Source organism: Micromonospora sp. LOL_021, from assembly GCF_048060215.1.
GTDB lineage: Bacteria > Actinomycetota > Actinomycetes > Mycobacteriales > Micromonosporaceae > Micromonospora_E.
The window spans coordinates 212,306-235,940 of the sequence record NZ_JBHMIN010000003.1; the positions used below are offsets into that span (position 1 = coordinate 212,306).

Annotated in this window: 26 protein-coding genes; 3 read left to right on the top strand and 23 right to left on the bottom strand. The window is 70.6% G+C overall.

The genetic code is table 11. The features are described 5' to 3' along the window. Positions 1 to 117: 117 nt before the first annotated feature. Positions 118 to 1,533 (bottom strand): UDP-N-acetylglucosamine 1-carboxyvinyltransferase, encoded by a 1,416-nt coding sequence (gene murA, locus ACFHWT_RS04620; protein ID WP_416593306.1) that lies wholly within the window; start codon positions 1,531 to 1,533, stop codon positions 118 to 120. On the opposite strand from murA, the gene ACFHWT_RS04625 reads away from it, so the two are divergent. Together ACFHWT_RS04625 and ACFHWT_RS04630 are read left to right on the top strand one after the other, a co-directional pair. Then, positions 1,532 to 2,104 carry a cob(I)yrinic acid a,c-diamide adenosyltransferase gene (locus ACFHWT_RS04625; RefSeq protein WP_416593307.1) on the top strand — a complete coding sequence of 191 codons (573 nt, stop codon included), beginning with the start codon at positions 1,532 to 1,534 and terminating at the stop codon, positions 2,102 to 2,104. The genes murA and ACFHWT_RS04625 overlap by 2 nt on opposite strands. 25 nt (positions 2,105 to 2,129) lie before the next feature. After that, complete coding sequence (locus ACFHWT_RS04630; RefSeq protein ID WP_416593308.1) at positions 2,130 to 2,537, top strand: VOC family protein; 408 nt, start codon at positions 2,130 to 2,132, stop codon at positions 2,535 to 2,537. A 4-nt stretch (positions 2,538 to 2,541) separates the two neighbouring features. On the opposite strand, the gene ACFHWT_RS04635 is transcribed toward ACFHWT_RS04630, so the two are convergent. The 15 genes from ACFHWT_RS04635 to prmC form a co-directional block, all read right to left on the bottom strand. Beyond that, the gene (locus ACFHWT_RS04635; protein ID WP_278171179.1) at positions 2,542 to 2,979 is read right to left on the bottom strand and encodes a DUF2550 domain-containing protein; all 438 of its coding nucleotides are present in this window, start codon (positions 2,977 to 2,979) and stop codon (positions 2,542 to 2,544) included. Positions 2,980 to 2,992: 13 nt separating this feature from the next. Next, complete coding sequence (locus tag ACFHWT_RS04640) at positions 2,993 to 3,283, bottom strand: F0F1 ATP synthase subunit epsilon (RefSeq protein ID WP_416593310.1); 291 nt, start codon at positions 3,281 to 3,283, stop codon at positions 2,993 to 2,995. A gap of 85 nt (positions 3,284 to 3,368) precedes the next feature. Continuing rightward, on the bottom strand, positions 3,369 to 4,511 hold the full coding sequence (locus ACFHWT_RS04645; RefSeq protein ID WP_416593311.1) for an LCP family protein: 1,143 nt from the start codon (positions 4,509 to 4,511) through the stop codon (positions 3,369 to 3,371). 215 nt (positions 4,512 to 4,726) lie between these two features. Further along, positions 4,727 to 6,181 (bottom strand): F0F1 ATP synthase subunit beta, encoded by a 1,455-nt coding sequence (atpD, locus tag ACFHWT_RS04650; RefSeq protein WP_278171181.1) that lies wholly within the window; start codon positions 6,179 to 6,181, stop codon positions 4,727 to 4,729. After that, a complete protein-coding gene (locus ACFHWT_RS04655) occupies positions 6,181 to 7,110 on the bottom strand; it encodes a F0F1 ATP synthase subunit gamma (protein WP_282232102.1) in 930 nt (309 codons plus the stop codon). The genes atpD and ACFHWT_RS04655 overlap by 1 nt, the downstream gene beginning before the upstream one ends. Before the next feature lie 11 nt (positions 7,111 to 7,121). Next, on the bottom strand, positions 7,122 to 8,768 hold the full coding sequence (atpA, locus tag ACFHWT_RS04660; protein ID WP_416593312.1) for a F0F1 ATP synthase subunit alpha: 1,647 nt from the start codon (positions 8,766 to 8,768) through the stop codon (positions 7,122 to 7,124). Between the two features lie 56 nt (positions 8,769 to 8,824). Then, a complete protein-coding gene (locus tag ACFHWT_RS04665) occupies positions 8,825 to 9,649 on the bottom strand; it encodes a F0F1 ATP synthase subunit delta (RefSeq protein ID WP_281551366.1) in 825 nt (274 codons plus the stop codon). After that, positions 9,649 to 10,191 carry a F0F1 ATP synthase subunit B gene (locus ACFHWT_RS04670; protein WP_278171188.1) on the bottom strand — a complete coding sequence of 181 codons (543 nt, stop codon included), beginning with the start codon at positions 10,189 to 10,191 and terminating at the stop codon, positions 9,649 to 9,651. Before ACFHWT_RS04670 ends, ACFHWT_RS04665 begins: the two co-directional genes overlap by 1 nt. Before the next feature lie 89 nt (positions 10,192 to 10,280). Continuing rightward, the gene (gene atpE, locus ACFHWT_RS04675) at positions 10,281 to 10,493 is read right to left on the bottom strand and encodes an ATP synthase F0 subunit C (protein WP_123603394.1); all 213 of its coding nucleotides are present in this window, start codon (positions 10,491 to 10,493) and stop codon (positions 10,281 to 10,283) included. 113 nt (positions 10,494 to 10,606) lie between these two features. Then, complete coding sequence (gene atpB / locus ACFHWT_RS04680) at positions 10,607 to 11,407, bottom strand: F0F1 ATP synthase subunit A (RefSeq protein WP_282232106.1); 801 nt, start codon at positions 11,405 to 11,407, stop codon at positions 10,607 to 10,609. Positions 11,408 to 11,435: 28 nt separating this feature from the next. Next, positions 11,436 to 11,651 carry a hypothetical protein gene (locus tag ACFHWT_RS04685; RefSeq protein WP_123603396.1) on the bottom strand — a complete coding sequence of 72 codons (216 nt, stop codon included), beginning with the start codon at positions 11,649 to 11,651 and terminating at the stop codon, positions 11,436 to 11,438. A 251-nt stretch (positions 11,652 to 11,902) separates the two neighbouring features. Then, positions 11,903 to 12,304, bottom strand: coding sequence for a hypothetical protein (locus ACFHWT_RS04690; protein WP_416593313.1), 402 nt, complete (start codon positions 12,302 to 12,304; stop codon positions 11,903 to 11,905). 41 nt (positions 12,305 to 12,345) lie between these two features. Then, on the bottom strand, positions 12,346 to 12,978 hold the full coding sequence (locus tag ACFHWT_RS04695; protein ID WP_416593314.1) for a phosphotyrosine protein phosphatase: 633 nt from the start codon (positions 12,976 to 12,978) through the stop codon (positions 12,346 to 12,348). Continuing rightward, positions 12,978 to 13,622, bottom strand: coding sequence for an L-threonylcarbamoyladenylate synthase (locus ACFHWT_RS04700; RefSeq protein WP_416593345.1), 645 nt, complete (start codon positions 13,620 to 13,622; stop codon positions 12,978 to 12,980). The genes ACFHWT_RS04695 and ACFHWT_RS04700 overlap by 1 nt, the downstream gene beginning before the upstream one ends. 62 nt (positions 13,623 to 13,684) lie before the next feature. After that, a complete protein-coding gene (prmC, locus tag ACFHWT_RS04705) occupies positions 13,685 to 14,587 on the bottom strand; it encodes a peptide chain release factor N(5)-glutamine methyltransferase (protein ID WP_416593315.1) in 903 nt (300 codons plus the stop codon). Between the two features lie 102 nt (positions 14,588 to 14,689). Here prmC and ACFHWT_RS04710 point away from each other — a divergent pair, with 102 nt between their 5' ends. Next, positions 14,690 to 16,246: a GGDEF domain-containing protein gene (locus tag ACFHWT_RS04710; RefSeq protein ID WP_416593316.1), complete on the top strand. Its 1,557-nt coding sequence runs from the start codon at positions 14,690 to 14,692 to the stop codon at positions 16,244 to 16,246. Positions 16,247 to 16,304: 58 nt separating this feature from the next. On the opposite strand, the gene prfA is transcribed toward ACFHWT_RS04710, so the two are convergent. The 7 genes from prfA to ACFHWT_RS04745 form a co-directional block, all read right to left on the bottom strand. Next, a complete protein-coding gene (prfA, locus tag ACFHWT_RS04715) occupies positions 16,305 to 17,393 on the bottom strand; it encodes a peptide chain release factor 1 (RefSeq protein ID WP_416593317.1) in 1,089 nt (362 codons plus the stop codon). Between the two features lie 98 nt (positions 17,394 to 17,491). After that, positions 17,492 to 17,716: a 50S ribosomal protein L31 gene (rpmE, locus tag ACFHWT_RS04720; protein ID WP_416593318.1), complete on the bottom strand. Its 225-nt coding sequence runs from the start codon at positions 17,714 to 17,716 to the stop codon at positions 17,492 to 17,494. Positions 17,717 to 17,955: 239 nt separating this feature from the next. Beyond that, complete coding sequence (gene rho, locus ACFHWT_RS04725) at positions 17,956 to 19,950, bottom strand: transcription termination factor Rho (protein WP_416593319.1); 1,995 nt, start codon at positions 19,948 to 19,950, stop codon at positions 17,956 to 17,958. A gap of 289 nt (positions 19,951 to 20,239) precedes the next feature. After that, positions 20,240 to 21,184, bottom strand: a complete 945-nt coding sequence (gene thrB, locus ACFHWT_RS04730; protein ID WP_416593320.1) for a homoserine kinase — start codon at positions 21,182 to 21,184, stop codon at positions 20,240 to 20,242. 34 nt (positions 21,185 to 21,218) lie between these two features. Then, a complete protein-coding gene (locus tag ACFHWT_RS04735; RefSeq protein WP_416556974.1) occupies positions 21,219 to 21,449 on the bottom strand; it encodes a hypothetical protein in 231 nt (76 codons plus the stop codon). 15 nt (positions 21,450 to 21,464) lie between these two features. Beyond that, positions 21,465 to 22,334, bottom strand: coding sequence for an SPFH domain-containing protein (locus ACFHWT_RS04740; protein ID WP_416593321.1), 870 nt, complete (start codon positions 22,332 to 22,334; stop codon positions 21,465 to 21,467). A 46-nt stretch (positions 22,335 to 22,380) separates the two neighbouring features. Further along, positions 22,381 to 23,604 carry an MFS transporter gene (locus tag ACFHWT_RS04745; protein WP_416593322.1) on the bottom strand — a complete coding sequence of 408 codons (1,224 nt, stop codon included), beginning with the start codon at positions 23,602 to 23,604 and terminating at the stop codon, positions 22,381 to 22,383. Between the last annotated feature and the right edge of the window lie 31 nt (positions 23,605 to 23,635).

A 23,635-nucleotide genomic window follows, 5' to 3' on the forward strand; every position in this document is an offset into this window, starting at 1 on the left:
ATCTCCTCGTCCACGCGCCTCGACCGGATGTGCCAGCTGGCAGCTTATCCGGCGCGCCTGAACGATCGCTAACCCGGTAGGGGCGGTCGGCCGCTGGCCTTACGGCACACCCAGCGGTCAGCCCGCCGCCGACCCGCCCAGCCGCTGCACCTGAACGCCGAGCGAGCACAGGTCGGCCACGTAGTTCGGGTAGCCCCGGTCGATGTGGTGCACGTCGGCGATCTCGGTCACCCCTTCGGCGCAGAGCCCGGCGATCACCAGCCCGGCCCCGGCCCGGATGTCGGTCGCCCGGACCCGGCCGCCGACCAGCCGTTCCCGGCCGCGTACCACCGCGTGATGGCCGTCAGTCCTGATGTCCGCGCCCAGCCGCAGCAGTTCGTCGACGAACTGGAACCGGCCGTCGAAGATGTTCTCGGTGACCAGTGACGCCCCCTCGCTGACCGAGGCCAGGCCGATCGCCATCGGCAGCAGGTCGGTGGCGAAGCCGGGGAACGGCAGAGTGACCACATCCACCGCCCTCGGCCGGCGCTCCATGCGTACCCGGAAACCGTCGCCGGTGGTGTCGACGGTGGCCCCGGAGGCCGCCACCTTGTCGAGGGCGACCGCCAGGAACGACGGGTCGACGCCGCGTACCGTGACGTCGCCGCGGGTCATCGCGGCGGCGAACGCCCAGGTGCCGGCGACGATCCGGTCGCCGATGGTGGAGTGGCGGACCGGCCGCAGCTCCGGCACGCCCTCGATCCGCAGGGTGGCGGTGCCGGCGCCGTCAATCTGGGCGCCCATCTCGGTGAGCATCGCACAGATGTCGACGATCTCCGGCTCGCGGGCCGCGTTGTCGATCTCGGTGATCCCGTCGGCCAGCACCGCCGCCATCACCAGGTTCTCGGTGGCGCCGACGCTCGGGAAGTCCAGCCAGATCGTCGCGCCGTGCAGGCCCCGGGCGGCCGAGGCGACGACCAGCCCGTCGGCGGCGGAGATCTCGGCGCCCATCCGGGCCAGGCCGGCCACGTGCATGTCGAGCCCCCGCGAGCCGATCGCGTCCCCGCCCGGTTGGGCGACTGTGACGCGTCCGCACCGGGCGAGCAGCGGGCCGAGTACGCAGATCGACGCCCGCAGCCGGCGGACCAGATCGACGTCGGGCTGACAGCTGGGTGCCGGCGGCACGTCGATGATCACCGTGTCGGCGCGGGGCGAGCCGGCAACCGGCCGCATACCGGCGGCCAACGACGGTCCGGCAACCGGCAGCGGGTCGGACTCGCTCATGGTGACCTCGCAGCCGAGTCCGCGCAGCACGTCGGCCATGATGGCGATGTCGGTGATCCGCGGCACGTTGCCGATCACGGTCCGGCCCGGTGCCAGCAACGCCGCCGCCATCAGTTTCAACGCCGAGTTCTTCGCGCCCTCCACCGGCACCGTCCCGGCGAGCCGGCTACCGCCGCCGACCCGGATGACGTCTCCGGACGCGGCCGGCAGCAGAGCTGGCTCGACGGTGGCGCTGCCGGCGCGGCTGAGAATCCGTACCCTGTCGCTCATGGCCGTCCACCTCACCCGCATCTACACAAAGGCCGGGGACACCGGCACGACCAGGTTGAGCAACAACGAACAGGTCGCCAAGACCGACCCGCGCATCTGCGCGTACGCCGACGTCGACGAATGCAACGCCGCGCTCGGCGTCGCCCTTGCCCTCGGCGATCTCGACGAGACGCTGCGCGGGATGCTCGGGCAGATCCAGAACGACCTGTTCGACGTCGGCGCCGACCTGGCCACCCCGGTCGAGCCGGAGCCGGCGTACCCGCCACTGCGGGTGACCGAGGCGTACATCACCCGGTTGGAGGGGTGGTGCGACGAGCACAACTCACGGCTGGCCAAGCTCGACTCCTTCGTCCTGCCAGGCGGTACCCCCGGTGCCGCGCTGCTGCACGTGGCCCGTACCGTCGCCCGGCGGGCCGAGCGTTCGGCATGGGCGCTGATAACCCACGAACCGGAACGAACTAGTGCTCTTCCGGCAAAGTATCTCAATCGTCTCTCGGATCTGCTGTTCATCTTGTCCAGAACCGCAAACCCGGACGGCGACGTGCTGTGGAAACCGGGCGGCGGGCGCTGATCTCGACAAGATCGCGAATCAGCCGATGGCCGGACTGCACCACGTGGAGCTGTGGGTACCCGATCTGTCCGGGGCTGAACCGGGCTGGTCCTGGCTGCTGGGTGAACTTGGCTGGCAGCCGTACCAGCGTTGGCCGGCCGGCCGTTCCTGGCGCTACGGCACGACGTACCTGGTGTTGGAGGAGTCCCCGGCGCTCAGCAACCGGCGGCACGACCGGTGCGCGCCGGGGCTGAACCACGTCGCGTTCCACGCCGGGCCCAGACAGCGGGTGGACCAGCTGGTCGCGGCGGCGCCGGCCCACGGGTGGTCACTGCTGTTCGCCGACCGGCATCCGTACGCGGGCGGGCCGGACACCTACGCCGGGTACCTGGCCGACCGGTACGGCTACGAGGTGGAGCTCGTCGCCGACGGGTCGACGCCCGATGCTCCTTGAGCGGTCAGGCGGCGAGGCTGCGCGAACTCCCGCCCGGCAGGCTCGCCTCTAGCCAGGAGCTGAAGCCGGTGACCGTCGACTCCGCCATGGCGATCTCGACCGGCGCGTGGTGGCTGGTGCACCGCAGGATCACCCAGTCGTGCGGCAACGCGAGCCGCTCCTGCCCTCGCGGGCTGCGCCGGCTCTCCACGGCCAGGCCGTGCCGGGACAGCACACGTTTGGGTCGCAGCGCGAAACTGAACATCCGGTACCAGCGCAGCTCATCACCGGCGAACCGGCCGAATCCGGACGACCAGCCACGGCCGTCAACCATGGTGGAGACCCGGAAGCTCAACTTGATGGTGCCGCGCACCCGGACGACCAGCGCCCGCCGGACGAACAGCACCAGGATCGCGGCGAGCAGGATCAGTACGCCGATCCCGAACCATTGGATGGTCGACATCGACGCGGCCCGCTCAGTGTCCGGATGCGGTAGCGGGGGCGGCCGGAGCGGCTTCCTCCGCGAGGATCGTCACTCCGTTGGTGGTCACCGAGAGGAACCCGCCGGCGACATCGTAAGCGAGCTGCTCCCGCCCCGGCAGCGTGATCCGTACCTGGCCGGGCTCGGCGAGCTGGCCGAGCATCGGGGCGTGGCCGGGCAGTACGCCGAGCTCGCCCTCGGTGGTGCGGGCGATCACCATCTCTGCCTCACCGGACCAGACCATCTCCTCGACGGCGACGAGTTCGACGTGCAGTTGCTTGGCCAACGCGGACTCCTTTGATGGCGAGGACCACCCGAGTTTAATCGGGGCGATGCGCGGACTCCCAGCCGGGTGCCCGCCCGGCCACCCGTTACTTTTCGCGATTGACCAGTTCAGGACGGGTCAACACGAACTGGTCGAGAGTGCCGGCTCGCAACGCGGCGAGGCATTCGTCGGCGTTGTCGGTGAACCGCTCCCCCTGGTACCCGCCGACCGGGTCGGTGACGGCGACGCCCGGCAGGTCCAGCATGACGATGTCGTCGGCCCGCAGTTGGCGCAGCGCCAACGCGAAGTCGACCAGCGACCGGCCCCGGGTGCCCACCACCACCGCCTCACCGGCGGCCTCCAGCACCGCGGTCAACCGGCCCGGTTCGGTGATCAGGTCCCGGCTGATCACTTGCTCGGCCAACGCCCGGACCAGCTGCCGTTGGTGCCGCTGCCGGCCGTAGTCGCCGTCCGGCAGGCTGTCCCGCTGCCGGACGTAGTCCAACGCCTGCCAGCCGCTGAGCCGCTGTTCCCCCTGCTTGTACTCGGCCTGCGGACCGACGTAGCCGGTGCCGTCGGGATTGCCCGGACGCGGCCGGCCGTCCGGTTGGCGGTGCGCCGAACGCACGTCGACGTCGATGGTCATCCGTACCCCGCCGACCGCGTCAACCAGACGTTCCAGGCCAGCGAAGTTGACGATCACACCGGCGTCGAACCGGTCGATCCCGGTGCGGGCCGAGACCGTCGCCGCGAGCAGTTGAAATCCGGTCACCGGATCCGGGTACTCGGCACCGGGCACCCGGCTGCCGTACGCCATCGCGGAGTTGATCCGGTCGACGCCGCCCGGGTGGCCGCTGACACCGAACGCCGGGACGTCCACCAACAGGTCCCGGGGCAGCGAGATCAGGTACGCCCGGGACAGCCCGCTCGGCACGTGCACCAGCAGCACGGTGTCGGCCCGGGGCACCTTCTCCGGCTGGTCGGTCGGCCGGTCGATGCCGGCCACCAGCAGGTTGACCGGGCCGGTGAGCCGGTCGTCCGGGCCGGTGTCCGCACCGGCACCGACGCCGACGTCACCGAACAGGTCCGCGGTGGGTACGGCCGCCGCGTACCGGTCGGCGACGGTGCGGCTCAGCGCCACCACGGCCCCACCGGCGAGAAGCAGACCGACGAGTACGGCGAGCAACGCCAGCCGTTCCGGACGGCTCAGCCTCGGTGGGTGCGCCCGGGTCCGATCCGGTTGCGTCATGCTCCGACCCCCGTCCCCCGCAGAGCCGGTCGGGTACCCCGGCCGGTTGCCGACAAACGCGGGCCACAGGTGAGCGTCGGGTGAAACGACGCGGGCGTCGAGTGAGACGCCACGGGCGTCGGGTGAAACGCGACGAGCGCCCCGCCGCGATGGCGGGGCGCTCGTCAGGCGCAGAGCGGGTCAGCCCTTCCTCCAGGCCGACGGCTTCGCCGTCGTCAGCCCTTCATCAGCTCCTGGGCGTTGCGCTCCAGGTCGTCGAGCCCACCGCACATGAAGAAGGCCTGCTCAGGGAAGTGGTCGTACTCCCCTTCACTGATCTTGCGGAAGGCTTCGATGGTGTCCTTCACCGGCACGTACGAACCCTTGATGCCGGTGAAGACCTCGGCCGCGTAGGTGTTCTGCGACAGGAACCGCTCGATCCGGCGGGCCCGGGAGACGGTGATCTTGTCTTCCTCGGAGAGCTCCTCCATACCGAGGATGGCGATGATGTCCTGCAGGTCCTTGTACTTCTGCAGGATCCGCTTCACCTCGGAGGCCACCGCGTAGTGCTCCTGGCCGACGAACTCCGGGGCGAGGATCCGCGACGAGGACGCCAGCGGGTCCACCGCCGGGTAGATGCCCTTGTCGGAGATGGACCGCTCCAGGTTGGTAGTGGCGTCCAGGTGGGCGAAGGTGGTGGCCGGCGCCGGGTCGGTGTAGTCGTCGGCGGGCACGTAGATCGCCTGCATCGAGGTGATCGCCTGGCCCCGGACCGAGGTGATCCGCTCCTGCAGCTCGCCCATCTCGTCGGCCAGGGTGGGCTGGTAGCCCACCGCGGACGGCATCCGGCCGAGCAGCGTGGAGACCTCGGAACCGGCCTGGGTGAACCGGAAGATGTTGTCGATGAACAGCAGCACTTCCTGCTTCTGCACGTCCCGGAAGTACTCGGCCATGGTCAGCGCGGCGAGCGCGACCCGCAACCGGGTACCCGGCGGCTCGTCCATCTGGCCGTAGACCAACGCGGTCTTGTCGATGACGCCGGACTCGGTCATCTCGTGGATCAGGTCGTTACCCTCACGGGTCCGCTCCCCGACGCCGGCGAAGACCGACGTACCACCGAAGTTGTTCGCGACCCGGATGATCATCTCCTGGATGAGCACCGTCTTGCCCACGCCGGCACCGCCGAACAGGCCGATCTTGCCGCCCTTGACGTACGGGGCGAGCAGGTCGAGCACCTTGATGCCGGTCTCCAGCATCTCGGTCTTCGGCTCCAGGTCGGCGAACGCCGGCGCCTTCTGGTGGATCGACCGGCGCTCGGTCACCTGCAGCGTCTCGCCCTCGGCAAGGTTGAGGCACTCACCGATGGTGTTGAACACCCGGCCCTTGATGCCGTCACCGACCGGCACCATGATCGGCGAACCTGTGTCGCGGACCTCCGCGCCCCGGACCATGCCGTCGGTCGGCTGCATCGAGATGGCCCGGATCACGTTGTCGCCGAGGTGCTGGGCGACCTCGAGGGTCAAAGTCCGCTCGCCGCCGGCAAGCGCGACGTCCACGTGCAGGGCGTTGAAGATGTCGGGCATCGCGTCGCGCGGGAACTCGGCGTCGACGACCGGGCCGATGACCCGGACCACGCGGCCGGTAGCCGATGCGGTCGCTCCGGTTGCCTGGGTTTCTACAGAGGCAGTCATCACACTTCACTTCCCGCCGCCGCGAGCGCGTTGGCGCCGCCGACGATCTCGCTGATCTCCTGGGTGATCCCGGCCTGACGCGCCGAGTTCATTAGCCGCGTGTACTTCTCGATCATTTCCTCGGCGTTGTCGGTGGCGCTCTTCATCGCCCGCCGTCGGGCCGCCGACTCGCTCGCCGCCGATTCGACCAGTGCCGCGTAGATCCGGGTGTTGATGTACTTCGGCAGCAACGCGTCGAGCAGCGCCTCGGCGTTCGGCTCGAACTCGTACGCCGGCAGCACCCCAGCGGCGTCCCTCGGCTCGTCCTTGACCTCCATCGGGCCGAGGATCCGGGGCACCGGGGTCTGCGTCATCAGCGACTTGAACTCGGTGGAGACGATGTGCAACTCGTCCACCCCGAGCACCTGGTCGGCCCCGCCGCCGTCGGTGTCGTCCGCGCCGCGCTGGAACGCCGCGATCAGCGTCTGGCCGACCTCCCGGGCGTCGGCGAAGCCGGGCTGCTCGGAGAAGCCGGTCCAGCTCGCTTCGATCGGCCGGTTACGGAACCGGTAGTACGAGACGCCCTTGCGGCCGATCACGTACAGCACCGGTTCCTTGCCGTCGGCCTTCAGCCGCTCGATCAGCGACTCCGCGGTCTTGATCGCGTTGGTGCTGTACCCGCCGGCCAGGCCCCGGTCACTGGTGACCACGAGCACGCCGGCCCGCCGCACCTTCGGACGTGCGGTCAGCAGCGGGTGATCGACCGAGGCATTGGAGGCCAGCGCGGTGAGCACACCGGTGATCGCGTTGGCGTACGGCAGCGAGGCCGCCACCCGCGCCTGGGCCTTGGCGACCCGACTCGTCGCTACGAGCTCCATCGCCTTGGTGATCTTCTTCATCGACTTCGCCGAGCGAATCCGCTGGCGGAGTACCCGAACCTGCGCTGGCATCCGGAACCGCCCTATTCCTTCTCGGCGTCGGCGTCGGCGACGTACCGGGTGACGCTCTCGCGTTCCTGCTCGCCCTCCAGGGCCTCGGCCGGCGCCTCGTTGACCACCGGCGCCGGGTCCTTGGACAGGAACATCTGCTTGAACTTCTCGACCGCGTCGGACAGCGTCGCGATGATCTCGTCGTCCCAGTTGAGCGCGGCGATCGAGTCCAGCGTGCCCTTGTGCGAGTGCCGCAGGTACTCCAGAAACTCGATCTCAAATCGCCGGACGTCACCGACCGGGATGTCGTCAAGCTTGCCCTCGGTGCCGGCCCAGACCGCGACGACCTGCTCCTGCACCGGGAACGGCGAGTAGTTCGGCTGCTTGAGCAGCTCCACCAGCCGGCCACCGCGCTCCAACTGGTTACGCGACGCCTTGTCCAGGTCGGAGGCGAGCGCGGAGAACGCCTCCAGCTCGCGGTACTGGGCCAGGTCCAGCCGCAGCCGGCCGGCGACCTTCCTCATCGGCTTGACCTGCGCGGCGCCACCGACCCGGGAGACCGACGTACCGACGTTGATCGCCGGCCGCTGGCCCTGGTTGAACAGGTCGGTCTCCAGGAAGATCTGCCCGTCGGTGATCGAGATGACGTTGGTCGGGATGAAGGCCGAGATGTCGTTGGCCTTGGTCTCGATGATCGGCAGACCGGTCAGCGAGCCGCCGCCCAGCTCGTCGGAGAGCTTCGCGCACCGCTCCAGCAGCCGGGAGTGCAGGTAGAAGACGTCACCCGGGTACGCCTCACGGCCCGGCGGACGGCGCAGCAGCAGCGACACCGCGCGGTACGCCTCGGCCTGCTTGCTCAGGTCGTCGAAGACGATCAGTACGTGCTTGCCGGCGTACATCCAGTGCTGGCCGATCGACGACCCGGTGTACGGAGCGATGTACTTGAAGCCTGCCGGGTCGGAGGCGGGTGAGGCGACGATGGTGGTGTACTCCATCGCGCCGTGCTCCTCCAGCACGCCCTTGATCGAGGCGATGGTGGAGGCCTTCTGCCCGATCGCCACGTAGATGCAGCGCACCTGCTTGGCCGGGTCGCCGGACTCCCAGTTGGCCCGCTGGTTGAGGATCGTGTCCAGCGCGACGGTGGTCTTACCGGTCTTGCGGTCGCCGATGATCAGCTGTCGCTGGCCGCGACCGATCGGGGTCATCGCGTCGATCGCCTTGATACCGGTCTGCAGCGGCTCGGACACCGACTGGCGGGCCATCACGTTCGGCGCCTGCAGCTCCAGCTCGCGGAAGCCGTCGTTGGCGATGTCACCGAGGCCGTCGATCGGCTCACCGAGCGCGCTCACCACCCGGCCCAGGAAGGCGTCGCCGACCGGGACGGAGAGCACCCGGCCGGTGCGCTTGACGCGCTGACCCTCCTCGATGCCGGCGTAGTCGCCCAGGACGACCACACCGATGTCACGTACGTCGAGGTTCAACGCCACGCCCAGCGTGCCGTCCTCGAATTCCAGCAGTTCGTTCGCCATCGCCGAGGGCAGGCCCTCGACGTGGGCGATGCCGTCCCCGGCGTCCGCCACGGTGCCGACCTCTTCACGAGACAGCTCCGGCGTGTAGGAGGAGACGTAGCGTTCTAGGGCACCACGGATCTCGTCCGACGAGATGGTCAGCTCGGCCATCCTCTGCTTCCTCTATGTCTAGTGGCCCGGATGAACCCGGAACGGCATGGACTGAATCAGCGCCCGGCGAGCGCCTTGCGAGTGTCGATGAGGCGGCGCCGAACGGTGCCGTCGTACAGGTCGGAACCGATCCGTACGCTCATCCCGCCGAGTACGGCGGGGTCGACCGTCAACTTGACGGATACCTCCCGACCGTACATCTCGGCCAACGTGGCGCCCAGCCGCTGCTCCTCGGGCTGGGTCAGTGGTGCGGCGACCGTGACGTGCGCGACCTGACGGTCCCGCCGGGCGGCGGCCAGCTCGACCAGCCGGCCCAGCCCGGCACCGACGGATCGCCCGCCGAAGCCCCGGACCGCCTGCTCGGCGAGGCGCACCGTGGCCGGCAGCGCCTTTCCGGTGAGCAGCGTGCGGACCAGTTCGACCCGCCGGTCGGCCGGCACGGCGACGTCACCGACCACGGCACCCAGCTGCGGGTCGCCGTCGATGATCTTGCCGAATCGGAACAGCTCGTCCTCCACCTCGGCCAGCTCGCCGGCCGACTCGGCACCGGCCAGTGCCGTGTCGACGCCGAGTCGCTCGGTGGCGTCGAGCAGCTCCGACGGCGCCGACCAGCGGGCTGCGACGACCGCGTCGAGCAGGTCGAGGCTGTCCGCGCCGGTCTTTCCTTCGAACAGGCCGCGCAGCAGCCCGGTCCGGTCGTCGGCGGGCCGGGCCGGGTCGGCCAGCGCCCGCCGCAGCCGGGGCTGACGGCGCAGCAGGTCGGCCACCGAGAGGATCTCGTCGGCCGTGGTCGCGACCGCCGTCGGGGCGGCACCGGCGACGTAGCCGACCAGTCGCTCGGTCACCGCGGCGTAGGACTCCCGGCTGGTGGCGGACTGCATCAGCGGGCCCCCGCGTTCTCCAGGTCGGCCATGAACCGCTCGACGGTGCCCTTACGGCGGGCCTCGTCGGCGAGCGCGTCCCCGACGATCCGGCCGGCCAGGTCGACCGCGAGCGTGCCGACCTCGGCGCGCAGTTCCCGGATGATGGTCTGCCGCTCGGCGGCGAGTTGCTCCTTACCGGCCGCGATGATCCGGTCGGACTCCTCCCGCGCCTTGGCGAGGATGTCCTGCCGGATCCCTTCGGCGTCGGCCCGGGCGTCGTCGCGGATGCGGGCCGCGTCGGTACGCGCCTCGGCCAGCTGGGCCTTGTACTGCTCCAGCAGCTGGTTCGCCTCGGCCTGGGCGGCCTCGGCCCGCTTGATGCCGCCCTCGATCGCCTCGACCCGCGCCTGGTACATCGCTTCCATCCGCGGGAACACGAACTTCAGCAGTACGGCGACGAGCAGACCGAAGGCGATCAGGCCGACGATGATCTCGGACAGCGGCGGGAGCAGGATGTTCCCACCCTCTTCCGCGGCGATGTACGTGACTTCTTCGTACATGGACACTTCCCTTCGCCCGGACCGGCGCTCGCGCAACCGGTCACCGAGTCAGACGCGGCGAGCCCGTCGGCTCACCGGATGCCGGCCGGTCAGTTGAGCGCGAACGCGAGCACCAGACCGAGCAGGGCGAGCGCCTCGATCACGGCGAAGCCCATGAACATGTAGACCCGGGTCAGGCCGGCGCTCTCCGGCTGGCGGGCGGTCGCCTGGATGTAGGCGGCGAACACCAGACCAACGCCGATACCGGGGCCGAGGGCGGCGATGCCGTAGCCGATGGCGTTCAGGCTGCCGGTGATCTCCATGGTTGTTTTCCTCCTGCGTTGAACGCGTGTCCGTCACGCGCACGTTTAGGTGAATGTTCAGTTGTCGTCCACGCGGCTGACCCGTGGACGTGTATCGGTCGAGGGAGGCGGAATCAGTGCGACTCGGCCAGGGAGTGCTGCAGATAGGTCGCGCTGAGCAGGGTGAACACGTACGCCTGGAGAACCATGATGCCGAACTCGAAGAAGGTCATCACGATCGCCATGCCCCAGCTCAGCACCGCGATGGGCTTGATGAACAGGCTGTCGGCCTGGAACAGCGCCACGCCGCCGAGGGTGAAGACCAGCAGGATCATGTGGCCGGCGAACATGTTGGCGAAAAGTCGGACCGACAGCGTGACGGGCCGCAGGATCAGGTTCGAGACGAACTCGATCGGCACCAGGATCGGCTGCACCCACAGCGGCGCGCCGGAGACCCAGCAGACGTGCTTGACGTAACCGACGAAGCCCCACTTGGCGATGCCGTGGCCGATGTAGAGCAGCCAGCTGACCAAGGCCAACACCATCGGGAAAGCGATGTGCGACATCGGGGAGATCTGGGCGAACGGGACGATGCCCCAGAGGTTGTTCAGCAGGATGAAGCAGAACAGCACCGTCAGGTAGGGCGCGAACCGCACCCCGTCCCGGCCGATGACGTCCCGGGCAATGTTGTCGCGCACCATGCCGTACACCGACTCGGCCAGCCACTGACCCTTGGTCGGCACCAGCTTCGGGCTGCGGTAGGTAACCAGGAAGAAGATCATCACCAGTGCGGCGGCGATCCAGAGCAGCAGCGTGATCTTGGTGAAGGCGGCCGCCCAGGCGGTGCCGTCCAACCCGGGGATCAGGCTGCGGAAGTCGAAGGCATCCACGCCGGGAGGGAACTCCGCGGCGAGAACGGTCGGCTGCTCAATCAACGCGCATCCTCCGTTGGTCGGGCCTGGTTCACGCGCCCAGCTTCTTAACGGTCAGGTAGACCCCGGCCGCCGTCCCGCCGATCAGCCCGATCAGCAGCCCGACGTTGGGCAGGTCCAGCCAACGGTCGACGAGCCACCCCGCGCCGCCCCACACGGCCATCCCGCCGAGCAGGTAGCCGATCGCGGCAAACCCGGTGTCGGCCCCCGAGGGACCTGCGGGTTCGGAAGGTGGTTCACCGGCCATGACGCCGGAAACATATCAGGGCAACGATGAAGGCTGTGCGTCACCCCCCGCACAACCCTCGTTGTGTGGGCGACCCGGTCGCACATCAGATGGGTGCACACGCTACTCCTCTTCCGCCCCGGTCGGTATCCACTCCCCACATGACCGGCGATCCCGGCCTCAGCGTAGGTCAAATCCGACAAATCTTCGCGAATATCGTTGATCCTCGCCGCTGACCCCGCCGTCGACGGGCACCCGGGGTCACCGGATGATCAGCGCGGATCGATCTCCACGTACGGGATCCGGGCCCGGAAGGTCCACCACACCTGGGCCGTGATCCATCCCACTGTGGCCACGACGATCGCCACCGCAAGCATCTGCCGCCCCGGCCAGTCTGAGGCCGCCACCGCGAACACCGCCGCCCCGAGCAGCGCGAATTTCAAGCTGTAGGTGAGCAGGCCCACACTGAGCACCATCCGTGGATGCACCGAGTCCGCCCAGGCCAGCGCCAGGCTGGACGCCACATAGCTGGTCGCCACCAACGCGACACCGACGGCACCACCGACCGCCCCCGGGACTCCGTCCCGCCAGCCGCCGACCCCGGCGAGCACCAGCAGCAGCACCGCCGACACCATCGACGGCACCGGCAGGTGCCGCAGCCGACTGCGCATCATCGGACGACCTCCGCCTGCATCCTCGCCCCGCCCCGCCGATCTCAGGGCAGCAGCGCCACGCCGAGCGCCCCCACCGTCTCCTCGATCTCGTCGGCCACCCGGGCGAAGGTGTGGTCGCCGCGCCCCCACGGATCGTCCAGATCGTCCCCCGGCTGTGGGCCGGCGCCGGCCCGGACCGCGTCGACCGCGGCGACCAGCGCCGCGCCCCGGGCGTGCACCGCTTCCGGGGTCACCGACGCGTCGGAATCCGACCGCGCGGCGGGCAGCCCGTCCGGATCCACCGCCGGCAGCAACCGGCCGAACTCGCCGAGCACGAAGGTGCGCTCGGCGGCGTCGGGGCGCAACGCGAGCACGTACTCAAGCTGGTCGGCGGTGGCGGTGAGCACCAGGTCGGCGGCGTCGATCTGGTCGGACCGCAACTTGCGGGCAGCGAAGCCGTCGACCAGCCCGCCCCGAGCGAGCACCTGACGGGCCGCCGGCGGATTCATCTCCTCGCCGGCGTGCCAGCCGCCGGTGCCGGCGCTGTGGCTGTGCAACAGCTCCTCCACCGGCGGCGCGGCCGCCGGACCGAGCCGGTCCAGCCGCTCCTGGAGCGCCAGCACCAGCAGCCGCTCAGCCATCGGCGAACGACAGATGTTGCCCATGCAGACGTGCAGGACGGTGAACGGCGGCACTAGGACTCCGTACCGGTGATGTCCGGGACCACGTCACGCAGCTTCTCGATCGGAATTGCGCCGTCGCGGACCACCCGGGGCACGTCGCCGGTCAGGTCGACAATGGTGCTGGGCACCGGGTCGGGGCACGGGCCGGCTTCCAGGTACGCGCGCACCGAGTAGCCGAGCTGGTCCCGGGCCTCGGCAGCGGTCACCGCTGGCGGCCGGCCGGTCTTGTTCGCCGACGAGACCGCCATCGGCCCGGTCTCCCGCAGCACCTCCAGCGCCACCGGATGCAGCGGCATCCGGACCGCGACAGTGCCGTTGGTGTCCCCCAGATCCCAGTTCAGGCTGGGCGCGTGCTCGACGATCATGGTGAGCGCCCCCGGCCAGAAGGCGTCGGCCAGGTCGCGGGCGGGCTGCGGCAGGATCAGCACCAACCCGTCGAGGGTGTGCCGGGAACCGACCAGCACCGGCGGCGGCATCTGCCGGTCCCGACCCTTGGCGTTGAGCAGCGCGGTGACCGCGTACGAGGTGAAGGCGTCGGCACCGACGCCGTACACGGTGTCGGTCGGCAGCACGACCAGCTCGCCGTTCTTGACCGCCTCGATCGCCGCGGCGATGCCTTTGTCACGGTCGGCGGCGGACCGGCAGTCATAGAGCATCACGATGTGCCAGTCTGCCACGTGCCCGACCGCTGATCCGCACCGATCACCTCCAGCTGCCGTCAGCCCGCCCGGCGGGCGGTCACGAAACGCGGCCGGCCGGCCAGGTCGCGGTGGCTGGTGACAGCGTCGAACCGGCCGGCGGCGGCGACCAACGTGACGACCGCGGCGGCGTGGCCGTCGTCGTGCTCGACACCGAACAGCCCGCCGGGGCGCAGCAGGGTCACGGCGCGGTGCACCACCGGTCGGATGACCGCCAGGCCGTCCGGCCCGCCGAAGACCGCCTCGGCCGGGTCATGCCCGGCGACCTCCAGCGGCACCGGGGTGCCGTCCGGCACGTACGGCGGGTTGCACAGCAGCACGTCCACCCGGCCGGCGAACTCGCCGAGCAGGCCAGGATCCCGGACGTCGCCGGCCAGCACCTCGATCGGCCGGTCCCCGGCGGCGGCCTGTCGCCGGGCGTTGCGGCGCAGCCAGCGCAGGCTGTCCGTCGAACGTTCGACCGCGACCACCCGCGCCGTCGGAACCTCGTGCGCGACCGCCAGTGCCACCGCGCCGCTGCCGCTGCACAGGTCGACGACGATCGCCTCGCCGGGCTGGTCACGCAGCGCGTCGACGCCCGCCCCGGCGAGCAGTTCGGTCTCCGGCCGGGGTACGAAGACCCCCCGCCCCACGGCGAGCTCCAGATAACGAAACGGTGCCGATCCGGTGAGGTGCTGCACCGGTTCCCCCGCCGCCCGGCGGGTCACCAGACTGTGGAACCTGCCGATGTCGGCCTCATCGAAGTCGCCACTCAATGCCAGCCGGCCACGCGGAATGCCCAGCACCGAGGCGGCGATCAGCTCCGCGTCGACCCGGGCGGTGACGACGCCGGCGGCGTCCAGCCGGGCGGCGGCGGCGGCCACCGCGGCCCGGATCGGCGTCCGATCCGGCGATCCGGAGGTGTTCTCTCGCAAGCGGTTCACGACATAATCATGGTGCGTCCACCCGGGCGTCCGTGGAACAGGTCGCGGATCGGGTCGGGTGTGTGCTCCGCCAGATTCCAGCGGGCTCCAGGGAGGTTGTGCGTGGGTTGGCTCGACCGGCTCACCGACCAGGCCGAGGCGCTGATGCAGGCCCGGGCGCTGATGGAGAGCAGCCGTTCGGCCGAAGCCTGCGTCGCCTTCGAACAGGTGATCCGGAGCACAAGCAACCGGTACGTGCGGGCCGACGCGCTGGTGCAGCGGCTCTCCGCGCTGCTCAACCTCGGCCGGTCCGCCGAGTACACGGTGGCCGTCGACCGTGCGTTCGAGGCCGCCCGCGACGTCAGCGACCCGTACCTGCACGGCCACCTGCACGCGTTGGCCGCGCTCGCCGCCCACCAGCAGGGGGCGTTCGACCGGTGCGTCACCCATCTTGTGCACAGCGCACGGGCGCTCGGCGCCGCCACCGACGTGGACCGGGAAACCGCCTGGGGCTGGCACGACCTGGCGATGGCCTACTCCTACCTCAGCTTCCACGGGTACGCGTTGAGCGCCATTGAGCACGCCCGGCAGCTCGCCAACGCCACCGGCATTCCAGAGGAGACCTTCGCCGCGCCCGGCATCCGGCTGCGCAACGCCGTCGCGTTGGACCATCATGGAGACACCGACGGCTGCCTGCGGGTGCTCCGCGACATCGGCGGCGACCTGGCGAAGTTCGTGCACGCCGACCGGACCGGGCGGCTGCGCCCGAGCAGCCGGGTGGCCTACGGGTACGCCCTGGCCCGGCTCGCCGCGCTCGGTGAGCCGGCCCGGCTGCCCGCCGGAGCCCCGGAGGCGACCCGGCTGATGATCGACGGCGGAGACAGTGCCCGGGCCCGCGACCTGCGCCAACTCGGTGCGGTCTGCCTGACCATCGCGGCGGACCGGCCGGCGGAGGCGTTGACCCGACTGTCCACGGCGGTGGTCTCCGCCGAGACGCTCGGTGCCGCCGAGACGGCCCGGCTGCGCAGCGTCGCGCACACCCGGGCCGGCGACCACGCCGCCGCGCACGACGCCGACCGGTATGCGTTCCGGCTGGCCACCCGGCGCAACGACCGGCTGCGCGACATGTACGTCGACGGCATCGCCGCCCGGCTGGACCAGGAGGAGATGCGCCGCTCCGCCGCGCAGTACACCCAGGAGGCGTTGACCGACCCGCTGACCGGGCTGGCCAGCCGCCGCCACCTCGACCTCTACGTCACCGACATGGCCGGCCGGGGCGACCGGGCCATGGTGATGGTCTGCGACCTGGACGGGTTCAAGTCGGTCAACACGGTGCACGGCCACCACTCCGGTGACCTGGTGCTGCAACGGGTCGCCGGGGTGATCAACCGGGTGATGCGCCGGGGTGACTTCGTGGCCCGGTACGGCGGCGACGAGTTCGTGGTGGTGCTGCCCGGCGCCGGCCCGGCCGAGGCGGCCGACGTGGCCCGCCGGATCACCGCCGCGGTGGCCGGTGAGGAGTGGGAGTCGCTGGTGCCCGGCACCCCGGTCGGGGTCAGCGTCGGCTACGCCGAGATCAGCGGCTCCGGTCCGGGGTTGCGCGAAGCGCTCAGCCGGGCCTTCGAGGTGGCGACCCGGCAGATGCGCGAGGCCCGGCAACGGCCCAACCCGGTACGCTGACCGCCAGGCCGGTGCCGGTGAGGCCGCAGTCAGTGCAGGGCCCAGTGCCGGTGACCGGTCAGCGGCGGGTCAGCTCGGTGTCACCGGCCAGCCGGGCTGCCCGGTCCGCCTCGGCGAGCGCGTCGAGGACGCCGTCGAGCTCCCCGCCGACCACCAGGTCCATGTTGTACGCCGTGTAGCCGATCCGGTGGTCGGTGATCCGGTTCTGCGGGTAGTTGTAGGTGCGCACCCGCTCGGACCGGTCGACCGTACGCACCTGTAAACGGCGGGCGTCGGACGCCGCCGCGTCGGCCTGTTCCTGGGCGGCGGCGAGCAACCGGGCGCGCAGGATCCGCATCGCCTGCTCCCGGTTCTGCAGCTGGCTCTTCTCGTTCTGGCAGGAGACGACGATGCCGGTCGGCACATGGGTGATCCGTACCGCCGAATCGGTGGTGTTGACCGACTGGCCGCCGGGGCCGGAGGAGCGGAACACGTCGACGCGTAACTCGTTCGGGTCGATGCTGACCTCGACGTCCTCGGCCTCCGGCAGCACCAGCACCCCGGCAGCGCTGGTGTGGATCCGGCCCTGCGACTCGGTGACCGGCACCCGCTGCACCCGGTGCACGCCGCCCTCCCACTTGAGCCGGGACCAGACGCCGTTGCCGCCCTCGGGCATTCCGCGCGACTTGATCGCAAGCGAGACGTCCTTGACCCCGCCGAGGTCGGAATCCTGCGAGTCGAGCACCTCGACCTGCCAGCCGCGCCGTTCGGCGTACCGCAGGTACATCCGGAGCAGGTCACCGGCGAACAGCGCCGACTCCTCGCCGCCCTCGCCCGCCTTGATCTCGACGATGACGTCCTTGGCGTCGTGCGGGTCCCGGGGGATCAGCAGTTCGGCGAGGCGGGCCTCCAGGTCGGGCAGGCTGGCGGCGATCGCCTCCGCCTCGACGGTGAACGCCGGGTCCTCGCCGGCCAACTCGCGGGCGGCGGCCAAGTCGGCCCGGGCGTGGGCGAGCTCGGTGGCAGCCTTGTGCAGTGGGGCCAGCTCGGCGAACCGGCGACCGACCCGGCGGGCGGTGGCCTGGTCCGCGTGGATCGCCGGATCGGCCAGCTGCTTCTCCAGCTCGGCGTACTCGTCGAGGAGCCCGGCCAGGCGCTCGCTGCTCATACAAGTACTCCTTCATCCACCGGGTGGAAGACCAGGACCGTCCAGACACCGCAGCGCCCGCCCCCGACGTCGGTCGGAAGCGGGCGCCGCGCGCACAGCTACTTGGCCTTGTTGGCCTTCGCCTTGGCGTACTTCTGCTGGAACTTGGCGACCCGGCCGGCGGTGTCGAGGACGCGCTGCTTGCCGGTGTAGAACGGGTGACAGGCGCTGCAGGTCTCAGCGTGGATCCTGCCGCCGGGTGCGGTGCTGCGGGTGGTGAACGATGCGCCGCAGGAGCAGGTGACCTCGGTGGTCACGTACTCCGGGTGGATGTCCTTCTTCACGGGTGGTCCTCTCTTCGTCGGTCGCCGGGTCGCCGTCGACGTCGGCCGCGCCGTTGCGCGGGCCGACTCGGGCGTGAACCGGAACCTGGCCTGCTGTCAGTCTGCCACGGGCCCTGGCAGCGGGTCGCGGTGGGCGGAGCGAACCGCCCACCGTGACCGTCACGAACACCGACGGACGCAACGCCCGACGGACCTGCCGGATTCCCGGCCACGCGGGGCCGGTACCGGGGGTACCCGGATCACTCCCCCGGTGTCGACTTCGCGATCTGCATCAGGAACTCGATGTTGGTCCGGCTCTGCTTGAGTCGGTCCAGCAGCAGGTCCAGCGCCGCCTGGGAGTCTAGCGAGTGGAGCACCTTGCGCAGCTTGTGGGTGATCGCCAGCTCCTCCGGCGCGAGCAGGATCTCCTCCTTACGGGTGCCGGACGGGTGGATGTCGATCGACGGGAACACCCGCTTGTCGGCGATCTTGCGGTCCAGCTTGAGCTCGGCGTTGCCGGTCCCCTTGAACTCCTCGAAGATCACCGTATCCATCATGGACCCGGTCTCCACCAACGCGGTGGCGAGGATAGTCAACGAACCGCCGTTCTCGATGTTGCGGGCCGCGCCGAGGAACCGCTTCGGCGGGTACAGCGCCGTCGAGTCGATACCACCGGACATGATCCGCCCGCTGGCCGGCGCGGCCAGGTTGTACGAGCGGCCCAGCCGGGTCACCGAGTCGAGCAGCACGACAACGTCGTGGCCCAATTCGACCAGCCGCTTGGCCCGTTCGATGGCCAACTCGGCGACCGTGGTGTGGTCCTGCGGCGGCCGGTCGAACGTGGCCGCGACGACCTCGCCCTTCACCGACCGCTGCATGTCGGTGACCTCTTCCGGACGCTCGTCGACCAGCACCACCATCAGGTGGCACTCGGGGTTGTTGTGCGTGATGGCGTTGGCGATCGCCTGCAGCACCATCGTCTTGCCCGCCTTGGGCGGGGAGACGATCAGCGCCCGCTGGCCTTTGCCGATCGGCATCACTAGGTCGATGACCCGGGTGGTGAGGATGTGCGGTTCGGTCTCCAGCCGCAGCCGGTCCTGTGGGTAGAGCGGGGTGAGTTTGTAGAACTCGGGCCGTCGCCGGGCCTCCTCCGGCTCCATGCCGTTGATGGTGTCCAGCCGGACCAGCGGGTTGTACTTGTCGCGGCGCTGCTCACCCTCGCGGGTGGCGCGCACCGCGCCGGTGACCGCGTCACCGCGCCGCAGACCGTGCTTCTTGACCTGCGACATGGAGACGTAGACGTCGTTCGGCCCGGAGAGGTAGCCGGTGGTACGCACGAACGCGTAGTTGTCCAGCACGTCGAGGATGCCGGCGACCGGGACGAGAACGTCGTCCTCGGTCACCTGCGGCTCCCGGCCGCCGCCACCGTCGCCGTCACCGCGGTCCCCCCGCCGCCGACGGTCGCGGAACCGGCTGCGTCGGCTGCGCCGACCGCCGCCTTCGTTGTCGTCGTCGTCGTTGTTGTCCCGCTGGTTCCGCTCGCCGCGGTCGCCGCGGTCGTTACGGTCACCCCGGTCGTTTCGGTCGCGACCACCACGGCCGTCACCGCCCCGCTCGGCCCGCTCGGCCCGCTCGCCACGGTCGGCTCGGCCGTCACGGTCACGGTTGTCCCGGCCGTCTCGGTTGTCCCGGCCGTCTCGGTTGTCCCGGCCGTCTCGGTTGTCCCGGTCACGGTCGGTCCGGCCGTCACCGCCCCGGTCAGCCCGCTCGCCCGACTCAGTCGGCGCGGTCGCGGTCTCGTCGGTACGCGACTCGGCTGCCGACCGACGGCCGCGGCGGGTGCTGCGCTCGCGGGCCGGCTCGTCGACGATGGCGAGTTGCTCGCCGTCGCGCCGTTCGGACCCGCCGTCGCCGCCTTCACGCCGCTCCGACCCGCCGTCGCCGCCGTCGCGCCGCTCGGCCTCAGGACGGACCTCGGCGCGGACCTCCTCCCGAGGGGGTGCGGTCGCCGCTGCGACCTCGGCGCGCGGCCGTGGGGCACCCCCGCCGGCCTGGCGCTCGGTGATCGCGGTGATCAGCTCACTCTTGCGCATCCGAGCGGTGCCGGAGATGCCGAGCGACGCGGCGAGGCTCTGCAACTCCGGCAGCAGCATCGCGGACAGCCCGGTGCCGGACCGCCGACGGCGGGCAGGAGCAGCGGTGGTGTCGTCAGCGACGTTGGAGACATCCGACGTCACGTCGGTGGTGTCGCTCAATGGATTCCTTCCCTCGATAGGCCGGGCAACCCGGGTCAAGACGCTAGGTAGCCGGGTGGCCTCGGTGCACCCGCCTCGCATGACACGTCGCGGGAGTCTTCGCGCAGCTCTGCCGAACCCGCTTCACCAGCCTCGGTGGGCAGCTCTCGACATCTGCAGCGATCCGTGGAGACTGCGGTTTGGCGGTGGCCTAGGCAGGGGTGAGACGGGCTTACCGCCGGTAGCTTCGGGGGTGCGCCGCCCCGCAGGAGATCGCGTGCTTCGCGGCTGTGCTTGGCCTAGAGCGTAGTCAACTCTTCCGACCTGCGGCAACAGGGTCCCGCTCGGCGTGTCCTACTATAGCGCCTTCGATCCGGGCTCCGGCAACGTCTACCGCAAACAAGTGAGTCTGCCAGTCCATTCCCGGACAGAAGCCGGCCGGGACTTCGGTCAACGCCAGGACGCTCGGACCCGCCCCACTTATCACCGCAGCCACACCGGTCGCCCGCAGGCGGCGGACCAGTTCCGCACTGGCCGGCATCGATGGACCCCGGTAGTCCTGGTGCAACCGGTCCTCGGTCGCGGCCAGCAACAGCGTCGGGTCGGCAGTGATCGCATGGCTCAGCAGGGCGGCCCGGCCGGCGGTGAATGCGGCGTCCGCGTGTGGGACCTGGGCGGGCAGCGCCGCCCGCGCCGCCTCGGTCAGACCCCGGTTACTGGGTACGTAGACGGTCGGCGACACCGCCGGATGCGCTGGCACCGACACCGCGCGCGACCCGGACGCCTCGGTCCAGGCGATGGTGAACCCGCCGAGCAGGCAGGGTGCCACGTTGTCCGGGTGGCCCTCCAACCGGGCGGCGATCCGCAGCGCGGCGGCGGTGTCCAGCAGCTGCGTCCCGCCGACGACGAGCCCTCGGGCCAGCTGTACGCCGGCCACGATCGCCGCCGACGACGAACCCAGGCCGCGTGCCTGGGGGATCCGGTTCACGCAGCTCAACGCCAGGCCAGCCGGCCGGCCGCCGAGCTCGTCGAAGGTGGCGTGCATGGCGCGGACGACGAGATGGCCGCCGTCGAGCGGCAACTCGCCAGCTCCTTCGCCGGAGATCTCGACCCGGCAGCCGGCGGGCACCACCCGGGCGGTCACCTCGTCGTGGTGACCGAGCGCCAACCCGAGCGCGTCGAACCCGGGGCCGAGGTTGGCGCTGGTGGCCGGGACCCGCACGGTCACCGGCCCGGGAACGAAGCTGATACCCATCGCCCCATGCTAGGTCCTGGTCGGTTGCCCGGTGTCAGGGCGCCGACGGCCGGTCCGGGCCGTCGGCCGACGGGCCCGATCCAGTTGCCCGATCGGATCCGGATGTCCGGCCCGATCCGGGTGTGCGGCCGGCGGCACGCAGCGCGAACCGCAGCGCGTACTCGATCTGGGCGTTGACGCTGCGCAGGTCGTCGGCGGCCCACTTGGCAATCGCCTCGTGGACCGCCGGATCGAGCCGCAACAGCAGCTTCTTGCGTTCGGCCATCAGCCGTGGACCGCCTCAGCTGTAGAGAGACCCGGTGTTCACCACCGGCTGCACCGCCCGGTCGCCGCAGAGCACCACCAGCAGGTTGGCGACCATCTGGGCCTTGCGTTCCTCGTCGAGGTCGACCACGTGCTCGTCGGCCAGCCGTTCCAACGCGTTGGAGACCATGCCGACGGCGCCCTCGACGATTCGGAACCGGGCCGCGACGACAGCGGCGGCCTGCTGCCGGGCGAGCATCGCGTGGGCGATCTCGGGGGCGTACGCGAGGTGGGTGACCCGGGATTCCAGCACCTCCACGCCGGCCAGCTCGACCCGCTCCCGCAACTCCTCGGTCAGCTCGTCGGCGACCACCGTACTGTCCCGCAGGCTGGCCCGCCCAGCGTCGTGCGCCTCGTACGGGTAGCTGGTGGCCAGATGCCGGACGGCGGCCTCGGCCTGGACGGCCACGTACTCGACGTGGTCGTCGACGGCGAAGACGGCGCTCGCCGAGTCGACCACCCGCCACACGACGACGGCGGCGATCTCGACCGGGTTGCCGTCGGCGTCGGCGACCTTGAGCCGGTCGGTCTCGAAGTTGCGCACTCGCAGGGTGACCTTGCGCCGGGCGGTCAGCGGCCAGGTCCAGTGCAGGCCGGCGACCCGGATCGAGCCGAGGTAGCGGCCGAAGAACTGCACCACCTGCGCCTCGTTGGGGTTGACCACGGTGAACCCGGTTGCGGCCAGCGCGATGACCCCGACGTAGACCGCGGCGGCGACGGCCATCCAGACGTCCACGTCGGCCACCGAGTTGATGCCGGGCGCTACCACCGCCAGGCCGAGTAGACCTGGCACCACCAGGCCGCTGATCGCTACGAATCCGGACATCCGGAACACGGCTCGTTCCATGCTCACTCCCTCACCACCAGCTCGCTATCAAAGTGATATCACGATGCTAGCGGCTGGCCGCAACCACCGATCCCAGCCGACGGGTCGCCAGCCGCCAGCCAATCGCATAGGTGACGGTCACCAGACCGCACGTCGCCAGGATGATCCGGGTGTCCAGAGTGTCGATCACACTGGCCACGATCAACTGGCTCACCGAGATCGACAAGGTGGCGAGCATCAGATCGGTGGCGAAGACCCGGCCGCGCAGCCGGTCCGGCACCACCGCCTGCAGGGCGTAGTTGGAGAGCACCCAGTTGCTGCCGCCACCCAGGTGGGCCAGGAAGACCAGGGCGAGCACCAACGGGAACCAGGTGACCAGCGAGATGCTGGCGTAGGACAGCCCGTAAACCGACATCGACGCGGCCAACCCGGTGAGCAGCCAGGACCGTCGGTTCAGCACCGGGCGGGTCAGCAGCGGACCGATCACCGCGCCAGCGCCCCGCACGGCGAACAGCAGGCCGGTCCCGATCGCGCCGACCCCGTACACCCCGGCCAACAGCGGAAACAACGTGAGTACGCCGTTGCCGAGGCCGACCGCGCTCTTCGCGGTCACCAGGGCGAGCACCTGCGGACGGCCACCGATGTAGGCCAGCGCCTCACGGATCGCGGTCAGCGTCCGGGGCGCCGGCAGTGTGGCGTCGCGCGGAGCCTGCATCGGCCGGCGGATCGACATGGTGACCACCGCCGCGAGCAGCAGCGCCGCGGCGGCGATCCAGAAGCACGCGTACGGGCCGAGGGCCGCGCTGAGCAGCCCGCCGAGCGACGCGCCGACGATCGCCATCGTGCCCCACGCGGAGCCGGCGAAGACGTTGGCGGCGGGCAACTCCGCCGCCGAGACCACGTTCGGCAGCGCGGCCTGGGCGGCCGGCGAGTAGCAGGACTTGGCCACCGCGAGCGACGCGATGGCGAACAACGCCAGCCAGGCGGTACCCGGGGTGCGTACGGCCAGCAGCAACAGCACCGCGACGACGGCGGCCAGGTTCGCGGCGATCAGGATCCGACGGCGGTCGAAGCGGTCGGCGAGCGTACCGGTGAACGGCAGCATCAGGGCGTGGATGCCGGTGTCCACGGCGAGCACCAGAGCGCCCCAGACGCCGCTGCCGGTCAGCTCCGGCAGCAGCACCACCAGCGGCACCATGACGAACCAGTCCGCTCCGAAGACGACCAGTTCGGCGAGGAGTAGCCGGCGGAAATCCCGGTTGCCGGTAAGGACCGCTAACGGTGAGGACACGTACCGACACCTTACCGACCGGAAACCGGAC

What these genes read in the sequence shown, in the direction of transcription:
- ACFHWT_RS04630 (WP_416593308.1), top strand. Translation starts at nt 2,130, where the DNA reads ATGGCCGGACTGCACCACGTGGAGCTGTGGGTACCCGATCTGTCCGGG.
- atpE (WP_123603394.1), bottom strand. Translation starts at nt 10,493, where the DNA reads ATGGAGATCACCGGCAGCCTGAACGCCATCGGCTACGGCATCGCCGCC.
- atpA (WP_416593312.1), bottom strand. Translation starts at nt 8,768, where the DNA reads ATGGCCGAGCTGACCATCTCGTCGGACGAGATCCGTGGTGCCCTAGAA.
- ACFHWT_RS04625 (WP_416593307.1), top strand. Translation starts at nt 1,532, where the DNA reads ATGGCCGTCCACCTCACCCGCATCTACACAAAGGCCGGGGACACCGGC.
- ACFHWT_RS04685 (WP_123603396.1), bottom strand. Translation starts at nt 11,651, where the DNA reads ATGGCCGGTGAACCACCTTCCGAACCCGCAGGTCCCTCGGGGGCCGAC.
- ACFHWT_RS04670 (WP_278171188.1), bottom strand. Translation starts at nt 10,191, where the DNA reads ATGTACGAAGAAGTCACGTACATCGCCGCGGAAGAGGGTGGGAACATC.
- murA (WP_416593306.1), bottom strand. Translation starts at nt 1,533, where the DNA reads ATGAGCGACAGGGTACGGATTCTCAGCCGCGCCGGCAGCGCCACCGTC.
- ACFHWT_RS04655 (WP_282232102.1), bottom strand. Translation starts at nt 7,110, where the DNA reads ATGCCAGCGCAGGTTCGGGTACTCCGCCAGCGGATTCGCTCGGCGAAG.
- atpD (WP_278171181.1), bottom strand. Translation starts at nt 6,181, where the DNA reads ATGACTGCCTCTGTAGAAACCCAGGCAACCGGAGCGACCGCATCGGCT.
- ACFHWT_RS04690 (WP_416593313.1), bottom strand. Translation starts at nt 12,304, where the DNA reads ATGATGCGCAGTCGGCTGCGGCACCTGCCGGTGCCGTCGATGGTGTCG.
- ACFHWT_RS04665 (WP_281551366.1), bottom strand. Translation starts at nt 9,649, where the DNA reads ATGCAGTCCGCCACCAGCCGGGAGTCCTACGCCGCGGTGACCGAGCGA.
- ACFHWT_RS04645 (WP_416593311.1), bottom strand. Translation starts at nt 4,511, where the DNA reads ATGACGCAACCGGATCGGACCCGGGCGCACCCACCGAGGCTGAGCCGT.
- prfA (WP_416593317.1), bottom strand. Translation starts at nt 17,393, where the DNA reads ATGAGCAGCGAGCGCCTGGCCGGGCTCCTCGACGAGTACGCCGAGCTG.
- ACFHWT_RS04700 (WP_416593345.1), bottom strand. Translation starts at nt 13,622, where the DNA reads ATGCTCTATGACTGCCGGTCCGCCGCCGACCGTGACAAAGGCATCGCC.
- ACFHWT_RS04740 (WP_416593321.1), bottom strand. Translation starts at nt 22,334, where the DNA reads ATGGAACGAGCCGTGTTCCGGATGTCCGGATTCGTAGCGATCAGCGGC.
- ACFHWT_RS04735 (WP_416556974.1), bottom strand. Translation starts at nt 21,449, where the DNA reads ATGGCCGAACGCAAGAAGCTGCTGTTGCGGCTCGATCCGGCGGTCCAC.
- thrB (WP_416593320.1), bottom strand. Translation starts at nt 21,184, where the DNA reads ATGGGTATCAGCTTCGTTCCCGGGCCGGTGACCGTGCGGGTCCCGGCC.
- ACFHWT_RS04635 (WP_278171179.1), bottom strand. Translation starts at nt 2,979, where the DNA reads ATGTCGACCATCCAATGGTTCGGGATCGGCGTACTGATCCTGCTCGCC.